At 51.7% G+C, this 15,134-nt stretch carries 8 protein-coding genes; 4 read left to right on the top strand and 4 right to left on the bottom strand.

Annotation, left to right across the window (positions count from 1 at the left end):
- Nucleotides 1-149 precede the first annotated feature (149 nt).
- Nucleotides 150-1,013, top strand: coding sequence for a hydroxymethylglutaryl-CoA lyase (locus HC229_RS03405; protein WP_191019023.1), 864 nt, complete (start codon nt 150-152; stop codon nt 1,011-1,013).
- A 226-nt stretch (nt 1,014-1,239) separates the two neighbouring features.
- On the opposite strand, the gene HC229_RS03400 is transcribed toward HC229_RS03405, so the two are convergent.
- Nucleotides 1,240-2,334, bottom strand: a complete 1,095-nt coding sequence (locus HC229_RS03400) for an MBL fold metallo-hydrolase (RefSeq protein ID WP_191019022.1) — start codon at nt 2,332-2,334, stop codon at nt 1,240-1,242.
- A 145-nt stretch (nt 2,335-2,479) separates the two neighbouring features.
- Between HC229_RS03400 and guaB the strand changes: the two genes are divergently transcribed.
- Complete coding sequence (gene guaB, locus HC229_RS03395) at nt 2,480-3,952, top strand: IMP dehydrogenase (RefSeq protein ID WP_191019021.1); 1,473 nt, start codon at nt 2,480-2,482, stop codon at nt 3,950-3,952.
- 108 nt (nt 3,953-4,060) lie between these two features.
- On the opposite strand, the gene HC229_RS03390 is transcribed toward guaB, so the two are convergent.
- Nucleotides 4,061-6,310, bottom strand: coding sequence for a cation:proton antiporter domain-containing protein (locus tag HC229_RS03390; RefSeq protein ID WP_191019020.1), 2,250 nt, complete (start codon nt 6,308-6,310; stop codon nt 4,061-4,063).
- Between the two features lie 170 nt (nt 6,311-6,480).
- Nucleotides 6,481-7,824, bottom strand: coding sequence for an adenylosuccinate lyase (purB, locus tag HC229_RS03385; RefSeq protein WP_191019019.1), 1,344 nt, complete (start codon nt 7,822-7,824; stop codon nt 6,481-6,483).
- A 219-nt stretch (nt 7,825-8,043) separates the two neighbouring features.
- On the opposite strand from purB, the gene HC229_RS03380 reads away from it, so the two are divergent.
- Both HC229_RS03380 and HC229_RS03375 read left to right on the top strand, forming a co-directional pair.
- Entirely contained in the window at nt 8,044-10,635 is a 2,592-nt protein-coding gene (locus HC229_RS03380) for a T9SS type B sorting domain-containing protein (RefSeq protein WP_191019018.1), read from the top strand.
- A gap of 141 nt (nt 10,636-10,776) precedes the next feature.
- Complete coding sequence (locus HC229_RS03375; RefSeq protein WP_191019017.1) at nt 10,777-14,409, top strand: T9SS type B sorting domain-containing protein; 3,633 nt, start codon at nt 10,777-10,779, stop codon at nt 14,407-14,409.
- Here HC229_RS03375 and HC229_RS03370 read toward each other — a convergent pair.
- On the bottom strand, nt 14,406-15,029 hold the full coding sequence (locus tag HC229_RS03370) for a peptidylprolyl isomerase (protein ID WP_191019016.1): 624 nt from the start codon (nt 15,027-15,029) through the stop codon (nt 14,406-14,408). The two genes, HC229_RS03375 and HC229_RS03370, sit on opposite strands and share 4 nt — an antisense overlap.
- Nucleotides 15,030-15,134 lie beyond the last annotated feature (105 nt).

Genomic DNA, 15,134 nt, shown 5'->3' with positions numbered 1-15,134 from the left:
ATAATACCCAAATTCAGTAATATTTCTTTTTATAACCAAATAAGTGCATATTTTTATATATTCTGTAATTGCGTTATAGCGTTAAAAATCCGACGCACGCACTTATTCCCAGAAAACGTTTTCGTAAAACTTGTTATCTTTGGCATCCTATGAAATCCGTCAAAATCATCGAGTGTCCGCGCGACGCCATGCAGGGCATCAAGACCTTTATCCCGACACAGCGCAAGATCGACTACATCCAATCGCTGTTGCGTGTCGGCTTCGATACCCTCGATTTCGGGAGTTTCGTATCGCCCAAGGCCATACCGCAAATGCACGACACGGCTAAAGTCCTGTCCGGTCTCGACCTTTCCAAGACCACCAGCAAGCTGCTCGCGATAGTCGCCAATACCCAAGGCGCGGCAATGGCGGCACAGCATGATGAAATCCGGTACTTAGGTTATCCGTTTTCCATTTCCGAAAACTTCCAGATGCGCAATACCCACAAGACCATAGCGGAATCGCTCGTCACGTTGCAGGAGATCTTGAACATCGCGGCCCAAAACGACAAAGAAGTCGTGGCCTATCTGTCCATGGGATTCGGGAATCCTTACGGCGACCCGTGGGATGTGGAAATCGTAGGCGAGTGGACCGAGAAACTGGCGTCGATGGGAGTTGAGATCCTTTCGCTTTCTGATACGATAGGAAGTTCCACGCCAGAGGTGATCACGTACCTGTTTTCCAACCTGATCCCCAACTATCCGAATATCGAATTCGGCGCCCATCTGCACACGACTCCAGACAAGTGGTTCGAAAAAACCGACGCCGCTTTCAAAGCCGGCTGCACAAGATTCGACGGGGCCATACAGGGCTTTGGCGGATGTCCGATGGCAAAGGACGAACTCACGGGCAATATGCCCACCGAAAAACTGCTGAGCTACTTTACCCAGCAAAAAGCCCCAACCAACACAAGCCCAATGAGTTTCGAGAGCGCATACAACGAAGCGACCAAATTGTTCGGGGAATTCCACTAAAAATCCAAGGCAATTTCCTGATGGGGATAATGCCAGGCATTTCCCGCTGTCCGCTACCAGCTTTCTCCAAAAACCTTATTTTGCAACGTCGTTCTCCAGCTTCCTGAGGTCGCTGTCAACGCCTGCAAAATTTGCGGTTTTGGTTCAAAAGGCTGACCGCTTCCATCGGGGCTGGGCACCAACCAAAAACCACAAATTGATAAGTAACGACACCGTCCGCGAGTGCTCAAACGCCCTTCCACCATTGGGCGAACGGCAAGCGGTTGTCAAAGTCGACTTTCTCACCAATCATCGGTGTCCAGAGTGGAATTTCCCCTGCTTCGAATTCGCTTGAAATTTGTGTTATCGGTTCATCCCACGCGTGAAGTGCGAGCGCGAATTTTCCCCAGTGGACGGGCAATACGGCTTTTGCATCGAGATCGCGTGCCGCCTGCAGCCATTGGCCGGGAACCATGTGGATGTAGCGCCAGTCCGCATTGTATTGTCCGCACTCCAGAATTGCAAGGTCGAACGGTCCGAGCTTCCCGCCAATTTCCGCAAAGTGAAAATCATAGCCGCTGTCGCCTCCAAGGAAGATTTTTCGCGACGGCGTCTCTAGCACGAACGAGGTCCAGAGCGAGCCGTTGCGCTTGAATCCGCGACCCGAAAAATGGCGGGCCGGCGTCGCCTGTATCTTAAACCCGGAATTCAGGTACACATGGTCCCACCAATCCATTTCGAGGATTATTGCCGGATCGTAGCCCCACGATCGCAGGTGGACTCCGGTTCCGAGCCCGGTAATGACCTGTTTTACTTTCGGCTTCAGTTTCAGCACGGTTTGGTAGTCGAGATGGTCCCAATGGTCATGCGTCAGGAAAAGCACGTCGATTTCGGGCATGTCGTCGGCTGAATACACATCGCTTCCGGTAAAAGCCTTCGTTGTTGCCGGAATTGGCGACGCCGAGCCACTGAAAACAGGATCGACGAGGAACTTCTTGCCATCCATCTGCAAAAAGTAGGAGGAATGACCGAACCAAACCAATGCGTTTTCGTCAGGACGTAGATTCCTAAGGTCGGTTTTTTCGGACGGCAACGCCTCTTTCGGCTTGTTTCGGACGCTTTTCTTAAAAAAGAACCGGTACATTACCGAAGCGATATTGGCGTCTTTCGCGAGACTCGGCGTCGGCGACAGATTCTGGAATTGTCCTCCCAGATAACCCTGGGATTTTCGATAAGAGGCAATTTCGGCGGCTGAAGGCTTCCCTCCGAATTCGGGACGTTGCATAAAGGTGTAAACGGCCAAAACGACCAGAAGCAACAGGCAAATCAATGTAAGAAACATAGTGTGCTGGTTAGTCCAAATAAAGTTAGGACGAAATTCAGGTTCCGGACTTGCTTTAACTAAACTTTGTCAAATATGCGATGCGTCACTTAATGTTAAAAAGCGTATATTTGCACGCAATTTAACTACAACCGTTAATTGCCACATGAACGCACACACTTCCAAAATCATCGGTGAAGGCCTTACTTACGATGATGTACTGTTGGTTCCAAATTATTCTTCTGTTTTGCCGCGCGAAGTCAGCATACAGTCGAAATTCTCCAAAAATATAACGCTGAACGTTCCTATCGTTTCCGCCGCAATGGATACGGTAACGGAAAGTTCCATGGCAATTGCGATGGCGCAGGAAGGCGGGATCGGCGTGCTCCACAAGAACATGACCATCGAGCAGCAAGCCGCCAAAGTCCGCAAAGTCAAACGGGCTGAGTCCGGCATGATCATCGATCCGGTAACGCTTCCACAGACTTCGACCGTAGCAGATGCCAAGCAAGCGATGCGCGAATTCGGCATAGGCGGCATCCCGATCGTCGACGGCAACAAAAAACTCGTCGGGATCGTGACCAACCGCGACCTTCGTTTTGAAAAAGACAACAACCGCGCGATTTCCGAGGTCATGACGGCCATGCCGTTGGTCACCGTAGCCGAGGGAACGTCACTTCAGGAAGCTGAAGTCATCCTCCAGGGAAAGAAAATCGAGAAACTTCCGGTGGTCGATTCCAACAATACTTTGGTCGGATTGATCACTTTTCGCGACATTACCAAACTTACCCAAAAGCCGATTGCCAATAAGGACAGCCTTGGGCGTTTGCGCGTCGCAGCCGCCATCGGCGTGACCGGAGATGCCGTCGACCGTGCCGAAGCGCTTGTCAACGCAGGCGTAGATGCGATCATCATCGACACGGCCCACGGGCATACGCAAGGCGTGGTGGGCATTCTCAAATCCGTAAAGGAACGATTTCCCCAGGTAGATGTCGTCGTGGGCAATATCGCCACGCCGGAAGCCGCGAAATATCTCGCAGAAAACGGTGCCGATGGCGTAAAGGTGGGAATTGGTCCGGGCTCGATCTGTACGACAAGAGTCGTGGCCGGTGTCGGATTTCCGCAGTTTTCGGCCGTTCTCGAGGTTGCCGCCGCCCTTAAAGGATCGGGAATTCCGGTGATCGCAGACGGCGGAATCCGTTACACGGGCGATATCCCGAAAGCCATTGCAGCCGGAGCCGATTCGGTCATGATGGGCTCGCTGCTCGCCGGGACAAAGGAATCCCCGGGTGAAACGATCATTTTTGAAGGAAGAAAATTTAAATCCTACCGCGGAATGGGCTCGGTCGAAGCCATGAAAGAAGGCTCGAAAGACCGCTATTTCCAAGATGTGGAAGACGACATCAAGAAACTGGTTCCCGAAGGAATCGTCGGTCGCGTCCCTTATAAAGGCGAACTCAACGAGAGCATGCAGCAATTCATTGGCGGCTTGCGCGCGGGAATGGGTTATTGCGGTGCCAAAGACATTCCGACTTTACAGGAAACCGGGCGATTCGTGCGCATTACCTCGAGCGGGATTACCGAAAGCCATCCGCATAACGTGACGATCACCAAGGAAGCGCCGAATTATTCGAGATAATAGTCGCAAGGCTATATGCACTGGACGCGATGGGAAACTGTCGCGTTTTTTTTATGGCGATTAAAACGATTTTACGCCATGATTCGGGTCAATGAGGTTCATTAACGCTTACCCAACGGTCGGCTCGTCATGTTCCAAAAGCAATGTAGCCAAAAGTTTTTTGTCGCCCACGATCCAGAGAATGTCGTCTTTTTCGAGGATCAGATGGGAATCGGGATTCAATATTCGATTTCCCTTGCGTTCGATTCCGACCACCAAACCCTTTGTCTTTTCGCGCAATTGCGATTGTCGGATGCTTTTGCCGATGTAATCCTGGTTGTGAAGCTCGAGTTGCTGCAAGACGATTTCGGGTTGCGAACCTTCGTCGGGAGCGTCGATCTCGTTGCGGTCGAGGTATTTTTTGAACTCCGTGACCTGGGCGTCGGTCGCGATCACACAGATTTCGTCCCCAGGGAAAAGGCGTTCGTTCCTGCTGGGAATGTTGATCGTGATTTCGCCCCGTCTGATAAAGGCGACGTTGATTCCCATTTGTTCGCGCAGTTGTAGTTCCGCGAGCGTTCGGCCTGCGATATTGGATTCCTTGGCGATGTCGAAAAGCGTCATATGGCCTTCCCAAGGCGTGAGGTCCGAGCGTTGGCGCTTGTTGCGGATGATTTCCCGGGCGTTGAGATTCTTCATGAAACGCGTTTCGATCTTGTGGTATTGTCGGTTGATCCACTTCCTGAAAATCGCATAGATCACAATCGAGATGCAAAAGGCAAAAAACGCGATTTGGGGAGAAAAGAAATTGTCGAGCAAGAATCCTATGTAGACGAGCGTCATCACGAATCGGAAAAGCACCATCATTACGATAGGGCCGCGGTATTTGCGTTCGGACATGAGTTCCTGTACCTGGTCAACGGCCACGCGCCTCAGTGAAAGTGCCCAGAAAAAAGGAGCCAATATGACGAGTGTGAGAAAAGCCGCCACGACGTTACCGAAACGGAAATCGAGCAATGGCAACAGGTAATTCGCCGACAACAATATAATGCCGATGATGATCATCGAATGGATCGCGATCTGGATGAGGTATGCCCTTATGACGATCTGCCAGTTGCTCACCGACTTTATCGATTGGGCATTGGCACTGTAGCGCTCGATGCGTTTGAGCCATTTGCGCGGCATCGCTTTTTCGAGCCTCACGGACATTTTTGTCGAAGCCTTGATCAGGAAAGGTGTCGTGAACGTCGTCACGGCCGAAACGGCGACGACCACGGGATACAAAAAGCTGCTCGTCACGTTGAGCGTCATGCCCAATGTCGCTATGATAAACGAGAATTCCCCGATTTGGGCAAGGCTCATGCCCGTCTGTACCGACTGTTTGAGCGGTTGGCCCGAAAGCAGCGCTCCAATGGTGGAACTCAGCGACTTCCCGAAAATCGTCACCAACGTGATGATCATCACGGGAATCGTGTATTCCACAAGCGTGTCGATGTTGATCAACATTCCCACGGACACAAAGAAAACGGCTCCAAAAAGGTCTTTTACCGGTTTGATGAGGTGCTCTATGTGTTCCGCCTGCGTGGTTTCGGCTATGATCGATCCCATGATGAACGCGCCCAGGGCCGGTGAAAATCCGACATTCGCGGCCAAAATGACCATGAGCAAACACAACGCGATCGATATGATGAGCAGCATTTCGTCAGACAATAGATTCTTGGCTTTTTTGAGCAACGTCGGGATAAAGAAGATGCCGCCGAGAAACCACAGCGTCAGGAAAAAGATCAGCTTGAGTACCGATTCTATGAGCTCCATACCCGAAAACTGTTGGCTTACGGCAATCGTAGAAAGCAATACCATCATCACGATGGCCACGATGTCTTCCACGATAAGTGCTCCGAAGACGATGCCGGCAAACTTCTGGCTTTTGACGCCCAATTCATCAAATGCGCGCAGGATGATCGTCGTAGAGGAAATCGACAGGATCACGCCAAGGAAAATACTGTCCATTTTGCCCCATCCCATCAAAACGCCTGTGAAATAGCCGAAGATGCACATGCAGACGATTTGGGTAATGGCCGTGATTGAAGCCGTTCCGCCGACTTTCATGAGTTTCTTGAAACTGAATTCAAGCCCTAGGCTGAACAACAGGAATATCACACCGATTTCGGCCCAGACCTCCACACTTTTCGTGTCTTTTACCGAAGGAAAAAAATCGAAGTTGCTACCTGCCAGAAATCCTGCGATGAGATAACCCAGGACTAACGGCTGCTTGATTTTCTTGAACAGAAGGACGGCGACTCCGGCGGTCATCAAAATGAGGCCCAAATCGCTGATCAGCGGATAGAGATGGTGTGACGTTTCGGCTGCTGCACTCATGTATGGCGTAGAATTTTATTGGACGGAAGATAAGAAAATTAGCGAATTTGTCAATTAGCGAATTAGCGAATTAGTCAATTAGCGAATTAGTCGATTAGCGAATTAGTCAATTAGTCAATTAGCGAATGGGCAAGTAGAATTTACGTGAGAGATTTCTCCCGCGGCAAAACTCAGATCCCGATGTAATTCGAAGGCGTGATCTTCAAGAGCTCGGCCTTGATCGCATCAGAAACTTCGAGCGTCCCGATGAATTCGTGTATCGCTTTTTTGTCGATGACGGAATTGGTGCGCGTCAGGCCTTTCAGTGCTTCGTATGGATTCGGATAGGCTTCGCGTCTCAAGATCGTCTGTATGGCTTCTGCCACGACGGCCCAGTTCTTTTCGAGGTCTTCTGCGAATTTGTCGGCGTTGAGAAGCAATTTGTCAAGGCCTTTGAGCGTGGCCTCGAAAGCGATCAACGTATGGCCGAATGGAACGCCTATGTTGCGCAAAACCGTGCTGTCGGTAAGATCGCGCTGCAACCTCGACAACGGAAGTTTGGCCGAAAGATGCTCAAAAACCGCGTTGGCGATGCCCAGGTTGCCCTCGGAATTCTCGAAATCGATAGGATTGACTTTGTGCGGCATGGCCGATGATCCGACTTCACCCGCCTTGATCTTCTGCTTGAAATAATCCATGGAAACATATGTCCAGATGTCGCGGTCGAGGTCAATGACGATCGTATTGATGCGCTTCAGGGCGTCGAAAAACGCGGCGAAGTGATCGTAATGCTCGATTTGCGTTGTCGGGAAAGAGTGTTGGAGCCCGAGCTGTTTTTCTACGAAATTACGCCCGAACTGTTGCCAGGAAATCTCGGGATAAGCGACGTGATGTGCATTGAAATTTCCCGTCGCACCACCGAATTTCGCGGCAAACGGAATATTGAACAACAACCGCATCTGTTCTTCGAGGCGCTCCACAAAGACCGCGATTTCCTTGCCGAGCCGGGTAGGGGAAGCCGGTTGTCCGTGGGTACGTGCAAGCATGGGAATATCGGCCCATTCGAGGCTGAGGTCTTTGAGTCTGCTGACGAGCTTTACGAGCAACTTCAAATAGACATTTTCGAACGCTTCTTTCGTCGAAAGCGGAATTGCAGTGTTGTTTATATCTTGGGAAGTCAACCCGAAATGGATGAATTCCTTGAAATCGGACAGTCCCAAATCGTCAAACGCCTTCTTGATGAAATATTCGACCGCTTTGACATCGTGATTCGTGGTCTTTTCAATTTCTTTTATCGAAGTGGCATCATCTGAAGTGAAATCTTTGTAGATGTCGCGCAACTTGCCAAACACGGTGCTGTCGACGCCCGCCAATTGCGGCAGCGGGATCTGGCAAAGCGCAATAAAATACTCGATCTCTACCAAAACGCGGTAGCGGATTAGCGCTTCTTCGGAAAAATAAGGAGAAAGCGAATTGGTCTTGTTGCGGTAGCGTCCGTCGATAGGGGAAATGGCGTTGAGTTCGTTGAGCTGCATGAGTGTGTGTTTAGCGGTTGCAAAGATAAAATTTTGCAGCGGAAACGAGGAAAAGAACGCGAGAATGATTTTTATTTCTGCTTTTGGCCGCAGCACGGATTCCGTTTTGAGGGCGTGCGAAATTTCCGTAGCGGACAAAATGCATAACATAACGATTTAGTAATGCATTGCGTAAGAAAATGCCGTATTTTGCGCCGCTTTTTACGCAAATCATTACTTATGAAATATTTCTACGGATTGTTGCTGTTTTTGTTCTCAACTTATTCATTTTCACAATGTCTGCAAATCGAGAGCATTCTCGTCGACGCTTGCGGGCCGGAGGAAGGGCTCAACGAAATGGTGCGCTTCCGGGTCGGAAATGCCGCGTTGAACACCTCGAACCTCAATGTGAACTGGCCGAACAACGACTGGGAAGGCCTTGTCCAGAACGGTGTCACGGCGTCAAAGGTAGCGGCGCTCAACGCTGACATTCTCGCTGCGGGCGGCTGCGGACAATTGCTCCAGCCGACCAATGGTGTGCTCCCGGCCAATGCCGTTGTGATTCTCGTCACGAGTTTCAACTTCGATACGTCGTTGAACCAGTTCGGCCCGATCACCGATACGATTTACATGCTGTTCCAAAACAATCCGAGCACGACAAGCGGCCATTTCGCCAATTCAGGTACCGGAATGCGTACGCTTCAGGTTTCGTTCGGAGATTGTTCGGATTCGGTCACGTACAACCGCGCGCTGCTCATCGACCAGAACGGTGCGCAAACCGCGGGCGATGGAGCGACCGTCCAATTTACGCCAGGCGGCCAGGCTACTTATATCAACAACGGATGTTCGGCACCCGTACCTCCGTTTACCGTCGATGCCGGAGCTGCTCCGCTCACAGCCTGCGCCGGATCTCAAATCAACTTGAACGGCTCGGCTCAAGGCCAGCAATCGGTACAATGGACGGCAGCTTCGGGGACTTTCTCAGCCGCATCGAACCTTTCCACGACCTATACACTCAGTCCTCAGGCCACTGGAGCGATCACGCTGACGCTGACCGGCACCAATAGTTGCGGCGCCACCGTTTCGGATATTATAATTGTCAATGTTACGCCGGCCATCACGCCTAATTTCCAAACGCAACTGACGCTTTGCCAAGGCGCGACGGCTCCGGTTTTGGCGACGACTTCCCCTAACGGGATTTCGGGAACGTGGAATCCGGCGACGATCAACAATCAGGCAAGCGGGACATACACTTTTACTCCAACAGCTGGCCAATGTGCGATCGCCACGACGCTTTCGGTGACCATCACAAACGGCATCACGCCTAATTTCCAAACGCAACTCACGCTTTGCCAAGGCGCGACGGCTCCGGTTTTGGCGACGACTTCTCCTAACGGAATCTCGGGAACGTGGAATCCGGCGACGATCAACAATCAGGCAAGCGGGACATACACTTTTACGCCGAACGCCGGCCAATGTGCGATCGCCACGACGCTTTCGGTGACCATTACAAATAGTGTCGCGCCAGATTTCCAAACACAATTCACGCTTTGCCAAGGCGCGACGGCTCCGGTTTTGGCGACGACTTCCCCTAACGGGATTTCGGGAACGTGGAATCCGGCGACGATCAACAATCAGGCAAGCGGGACATACACTTTTACGCCAAACGCCGGCCAATGTGCGATCGCCACGACGCTTTCGGTGACCATCACAAACGGCATCACGCCTAATTTCCAAACGCAACTCACGCTTTGCCAAGACGCTACGGCTCCGGTTTTGGCGACGACTTCTCCTAACGGAATCTCGGGAACGTGGAATCCGGCGACGATCAATAATCAGGCAAGCGGGACATACACGTTTACGCCGAACGCCGGTCAATGTGCGATCGCCACGACGCTTTCGGTAACCATCACAAATAGTGTCGCGCCAGATTTCCAAACACAATTCACGCTTTGCCAAGGCGCGGCGGCTCCGGTTTTGGCGACGACTTCTCCTAACGGGATCTCGGGAACGTGGAATCCGGCGACGATCAACAATCAGGCAAGCGGGACATACACGTTTACGCCGAACGCCGGCCAATGTGCGATCGCCACGACGCTTTCGGTAACCATCACAAATAGTGTCGCGCCAGATTTCCAAACACAACTCACGCTTTGCCAAGGCGCGACGGCTTCGGTTTTGGAGACGACTTCCCCTAACGGGATTTCGGGAACGTGGAATCCGGCGATGATCGACAACCAATCAAGCGGAATTTACGTATTTACTCCGACCGCCGGGCAATGCGCACAGGCGGTTACGTTGACGGTAACCTTGTCGAATCCCGTAATTAGGATCGATCAGTTCTGCGAATCCGGGGATTATATGTTGCAGCTTAACGCGGATGGCATTTCCGACCCGAACCCGGAAATTGAATGGACGGACGCTTCGGGCGTGGTCATCGGAAATTCGTTGACGCTCAATTTGACTGACGTCATCGGTGGTACATCGGTTTCCTTTCCGGCGGTATTTAACGTTTCGGTACGGCTTTCCTCCGGTTGCGAGCTCACTGACAGCGCAACGGTAAACGGAATTTTTTGTACGATCCCCAAAGGTGTTTCGCCTAATGGAGATGGCGCCAACGACGATTTTGACCTTTCCGGCCTTGACGTATCGGAACTGAAGATATTCAATCGATACGGCCTGGGAGTATTCAGCAAGCGCAATTATACGAAAGAATGGCACGGACAATCCGACAACGGCAACGAACTTCCGGACGGCACGTATTATTACGCTTTGACGACAACAAGCGGGAAAGTACGCACGGGTTGGGTATATTTGATTAGAAAAGCCTGACGGATTGCGTCAAGTCCAGGACATTGCCACTAGGATTCGGAGCAAAAATGTGACGGTCCTGATTCATAATGTTTTAGTAAACCAAAAAAAGTGACAGTAAGTAAAAAATACACTACTTTTCGCCGCTTTTAAAAATACCACATGAAGATAAAACACCTCTGCGCGTGTCTGTTCGTCCTGCTTTGCGGATTTTTTTCGCAGACGGCGCGTTCCCAATGTTTCCAGATAGAAAGCATTCTTGTCGACGCTTGCGGTACGGACGAAGGTCTTAACGAGATGGTGCGCCTCAAGGTCGGGAATACGCCTTTGAACATATCCAATTTTTCAGTCAACTGGCCTAACAACAGTTGGACAGGGTTGGTACAGAACGCGACCACGGCCCAAAAGGTGGCGACGCTAAACGCGGATATTCTTGCGGCCGGCGGTTGCGGAGAGCTGATTCAGCCCACAGGCGGAACGATTCCGGCAAACGCGACGGTCATTCTTGTCACGAGCTACATGATGAGTACTTTCGAGAATGAATTCGGTGCGATTACGGAAGATATCTACATTTTGTTCCAGAACAACCCGACGACCTCGACGGGACATTTCGCCAACTCCGGCACGGGCAACAGGACGCTTTCGATTTCGTCCGGCGGATGCACCGATTCGGTCACATACAACCGGGCGCTACTCGTCAACCAAACCGGAGGAACGACAGCCGCGGACGGAGCCACGGTACTTTTTTCGGCATCCGGGCAAGCAACGTATATCAACAACGGTTGTTCGGCTCCGGTTCCTCTGTTTACGGTTGAGGCCGGAAACAACGCGAGTGGCTGTGCCGGCAATTCGGTTTCGCTAAGCGGACAGGCACAGGGCCACCAATCGGTAAGTTGGTCTGCGGCTTCGGGAACGTTTTCGGCTCCATCGGCATTGAATACGACGTATACGATACCGGCCAATGCAAGCGGCACCGTTGTCGTGACGTTGACCGCGACAAATTCCTGCGGCGCAGAAATCACCGACACGGTTACGATAAACGTGACGCCGGCGGCCATACCGAATTTCGCAACGACGATGAGTTTCTGCCAGAACGCGACGGTTCCGACGTTGGCGACAGTTTCCCCGAACGGCATTTCGGGAACGTGGAATCCGGGGACGATCAGCAATCAAACCAGCGGCAACTACGTCTTTACGCCGAATCCGAATCAATGCGCGGTTCCGGTTACGTTGTCCGTGACTATTTCGAATTCGATTGTTCCGAATTTTACCACGACGATGAGTTTCTGCCAAAACGCGACGGTTCCGACATTGGCGACGGTTTCCCCGAACGGGATTTCGGGAACGTGGAGTCCGGGGACGATCAGCAATCAAACCAGCGGCAATTACGTTTTTACGCCGAATCCGAACCAATGCGCGGTTCCGGTGACGTTGTCCGTGACTATTTCGAATTCGATTGTTCCGAATTTTACCACGACGATGAGTTTCTGCCAGAACGCGACGGTCCCAACGTTGGCGACGGTTTCCCCGAACGGGATTTCGGGAACGTGGAGTCCGGCGACGATCAGCAACCAAACCAGCGGCAACTACGTCTTTACGCCGAATCCGAATCAATGCGCGGTTCCGGTGACGCTTTCCGTGACGATTTCGAATTCGATCGTTCCGAATTTTACCACGACGATGAGTTTCTGCCAAAACGCAACGGTTCCGGCGTTGGCGACGGTTTCCCCGAACGGGATTTCGGGAACGTGGAATCCGGGGACGATCAGCAACCAAACCAGCGGCAACTATGTCTTTACGCCGAATCCGAACCAATGCGCGGTTCCGGTTACGTTGTCCGTGACTATTTCGAATTCGATTGTTCCGAATTTTGCCACGACGATGAGTTTCTGTCAAAACGCGACGGTCCCGACATTGGCGACGGTTTCCCCGAACGGAATTTCGGGAACGTGGAGTCCTGCGACGATCAGCAACCAAACCAGCGGCAACTACGTCTTTACGCCGAATCCGAATCAATGCGCGGTTCCGGTAACGCTTTCCGTGACGATTTCGAATTCGATTTTTCCGAATTTTGCCACGACGATGAGTTTCTGCCAAAATGCGACGGTCCCGGTGTTGGCGACGGTTTCCCCGAACGGGATTTCGGGAACGTGGAGTCCGGGGACGATCAGCAATCAAACCAGCGGCAATTACGTCTTTACGCCGAATCCGAACCAATGTGCGGTTCCGGTGACGTTGTCCGTGACGATCTCGAATTCCATCGTTCCGAATTTTACCACGACGATGAGTTTCTGCCAGAACGCAACGGTTCCGGCGCTGGCGACGGTTTCCCCGAACGGGATTTCGGGAACGTGGAGTCCGGGGACGATCAGCAATCAAACCAGCGGCAATTACGTTTTTACGCCGAATCCGAACCAATGCGCGGTTCCCGTGACGCTTTCCGTGACGATCTCGAATTCCATCGTTCCGAATTTTACCACGACGATGAGTTTCTGTCAAAACGCGACGGTCCCGACATTGGCGACGGTTTCCCCGAACGGAATTTCGGGAACGTGGAGTCCGGGGACAATCAGCAACCAAACCAGCGGCAACTACGTCTTTACGCCGAATCCGAATCAATGCGCGGTTCCGGTAACGCTTTCCGTGACGATTTCGAATTCGATTTTTCCGAATTTTGCCACGACGATGAGTTTCTGTCAAAACGCGACGGTTCCGACATTGGCGACGGTTTCCCCGAACGGGATTTCGGGAACGTGGAATCCGGGGACGATCAGCAACCAAACCAGCGGCAATTACGTCTTTACGCCGAATCCGAATCAATGCGCGGTTCCCGTAACGCTTTCCGTGACGATCTCGAATTCGATCGTTCCAAATTTTGCCACGACGATGAGTTTCTGCCAGAACGCGACGGTTCCGACGTTGGCGACAGTTTCCCCGAACGGGATTTCGGGAACGTGGAGTCCGGGGACGATCAGCAACCAAACCAGCGGCAACTACGTCTTTACGCCGAATCCGAATCAGTGCACGGTTCCGGTGACGCTTTCCGTGACGATCGATGCACTGCCGCCGATCGCGTTGTCGGGAGGTGTGATTTGCGTCGACCCAAGCGGACAGGCAATCGCGCCTTTGCTGCTCGAAACGGGACTTTCCGACCTGGATTATGGATTTGTCTGGACGTTGGACGGAGCGGTCTTAAGCGAAACATCGGGTTCGCATTCGGCCGTGGAAGCAGGAATTTACAGCGTTACCGCTACACAAATTAGTACGGGTTGTTCCCGATCAGGACAAGCTACGGTTACCTCAGCGGGCGGAATTTCGATAGCGGCCGACATTCCCCGCGACTTTTCCGGCAACGGCACCGTAACGGTTCACGTCGATGGCGGCTCGGGAGATTATAGTTTTATGCTCGATGGGGAACTAATGCAGGATCACGGGATTTTTCACGGATTGCCGTCTGGGGAACACACTATTTTGGTGCGCGATGTCAACGGTTGTGACGAAGAGGAAGTGACTTTTTTCCTGCTCAACTATCCGAAATTCTTTACGCCCAACGCGGACGGATTCCACGACACCTGGAACATTTCAGGACTTGACGACCAGCAAGACGCGCGTATTTATTTGTTTGACCGATACGGGAAACTGCTTAAAACCATGAAGCCATCTTCGCAAAGCGGTTGGGACGGAAGCTACAACGGCCACGCACTGCCTTCTACCGATTATTGGTTCGTTCTTGAATATCGCGATCGGTCAGGGAATCAGAAGGAATTCAAGGCCCACTTTTCACTCAAACGTTAATTGTCGGTCAGGTAGGCTTTCTTAATGAGGTCGAGATTGGGGAACGATCGCAGGAAGGCGTTGCGGTCGAGATAGAGATTGTCGGCTTTGGCCATGGTGTTTTCGCCGTGTCCGGAATATAATTTTTTTACGACGTCCATGCCGGCCGAAACTGTTCCGAGAGCCGGATAACCTTTGATGCCTTCGACTACGACCGTATCGAGCTCCGTATTGTCGTTGAGGTTGATGAATAGCTCGAGGTCACGCGTCTCATTTCCGAACCTGGCGAAGGTGATCGTTCCTTTTTTGTTGCTGAGGATTACGGGTTCATCGGGAACCTTTACAGAGCGCCATTGTCCCATTATCGCTTGGTCGGAATTCCCGAATTGGGCGATGTAATGCGGCACGACGCGGTAAAATACGGAATTGTCGAAATAGCCATGACGGATCAGTTGGTACAAGCGATCGACTGCCTTTGGGGAGTTGCGCCTCGTAATTTCCAGATCGAAATTGCCTTTTGTGGTTTCAAACCGGGCGGAAAATGTTTCCGGGGCTTGCTCCTGGGTCCACTCGGGATCGAATGCGGGCTTAGCGCATCCGAATATCGACAAAGCAAAAACGAACAGCAGTATATTTTTCATGTTTTTGGAATTGTGGCGTTCAATATCTATCAAATAAGGAAGCCGCAAATTGGCGAATTCGCGGCTTCCGAAACTGGTATATAAAATTAGATAGCGCTTTGGCCG

This window comes from Flavobacterium selenitireducens (assembly GCF_014748335.1).
Taxonomy (GTDB): domain Bacteria; phylum Bacteroidota; class Bacteroidia; order Flavobacteriales; family Flavobacteriaceae; genus Flavobacterium; species Flavobacterium selenitireducens.
Note: the sequence above shows the minus strand (reverse complement) of the source record. Positions and strands in the feature narration are given on the sequence as shown.

Excerpts from the sequence above, each read along its gene's own strand:
- HC229_RS03405 (WP_191019023.1), top strand. The coding sequence starts at position 150 with ATGAAATCCGTCAAAATCATCGAGTGTCCGCGCGACGCCATGCAGGGC.
- purB (WP_191019019.1), bottom strand. The coding sequence starts at position 7,824 with ATGCAGCTCAACGAACTCAACGCCATTTCCCCTATCGACGGACGCTAC.
- guaB (WP_191019021.1), top strand. The coding sequence starts at position 2,480 with ATGAACGCACACACTTCCAAAATCATCGGTGAAGGCCTTACTTACGAT.
- HC229_RS03400 (WP_191019022.1), bottom strand. The coding sequence starts at position 2,334 with ATGTTTCTTACATTGATTTGCCTGTTGCTTCTGGTCGTTTTGGCCGTT.
- HC229_RS03370 (WP_191019016.1), bottom strand. The coding sequence starts at position 15,029 with ATGAAAAATATACTGCTGTTCGTTTTTGCTTTGTCGATATTCGGATGC.
- HC229_RS03390 (WP_191019020.1), bottom strand. The coding sequence starts at position 6,310 with ATGAGTGCAGCAGCCGAAACGTCACACCATCTCTATCCGCTGATCAGC.
- HC229_RS03380 (WP_191019018.1), top strand. The coding sequence starts at position 8,044 with ATGAAATATTTCTACGGATTGTTGCTGTTTTTGTTCTCAACTTATTCA.
- HC229_RS03375 (WP_191019017.1), top strand. The coding sequence starts at position 10,777 with ATGAAGATAAAACACCTCTGCGCGTGTCTGTTCGTCCTGCTTTGCGGA.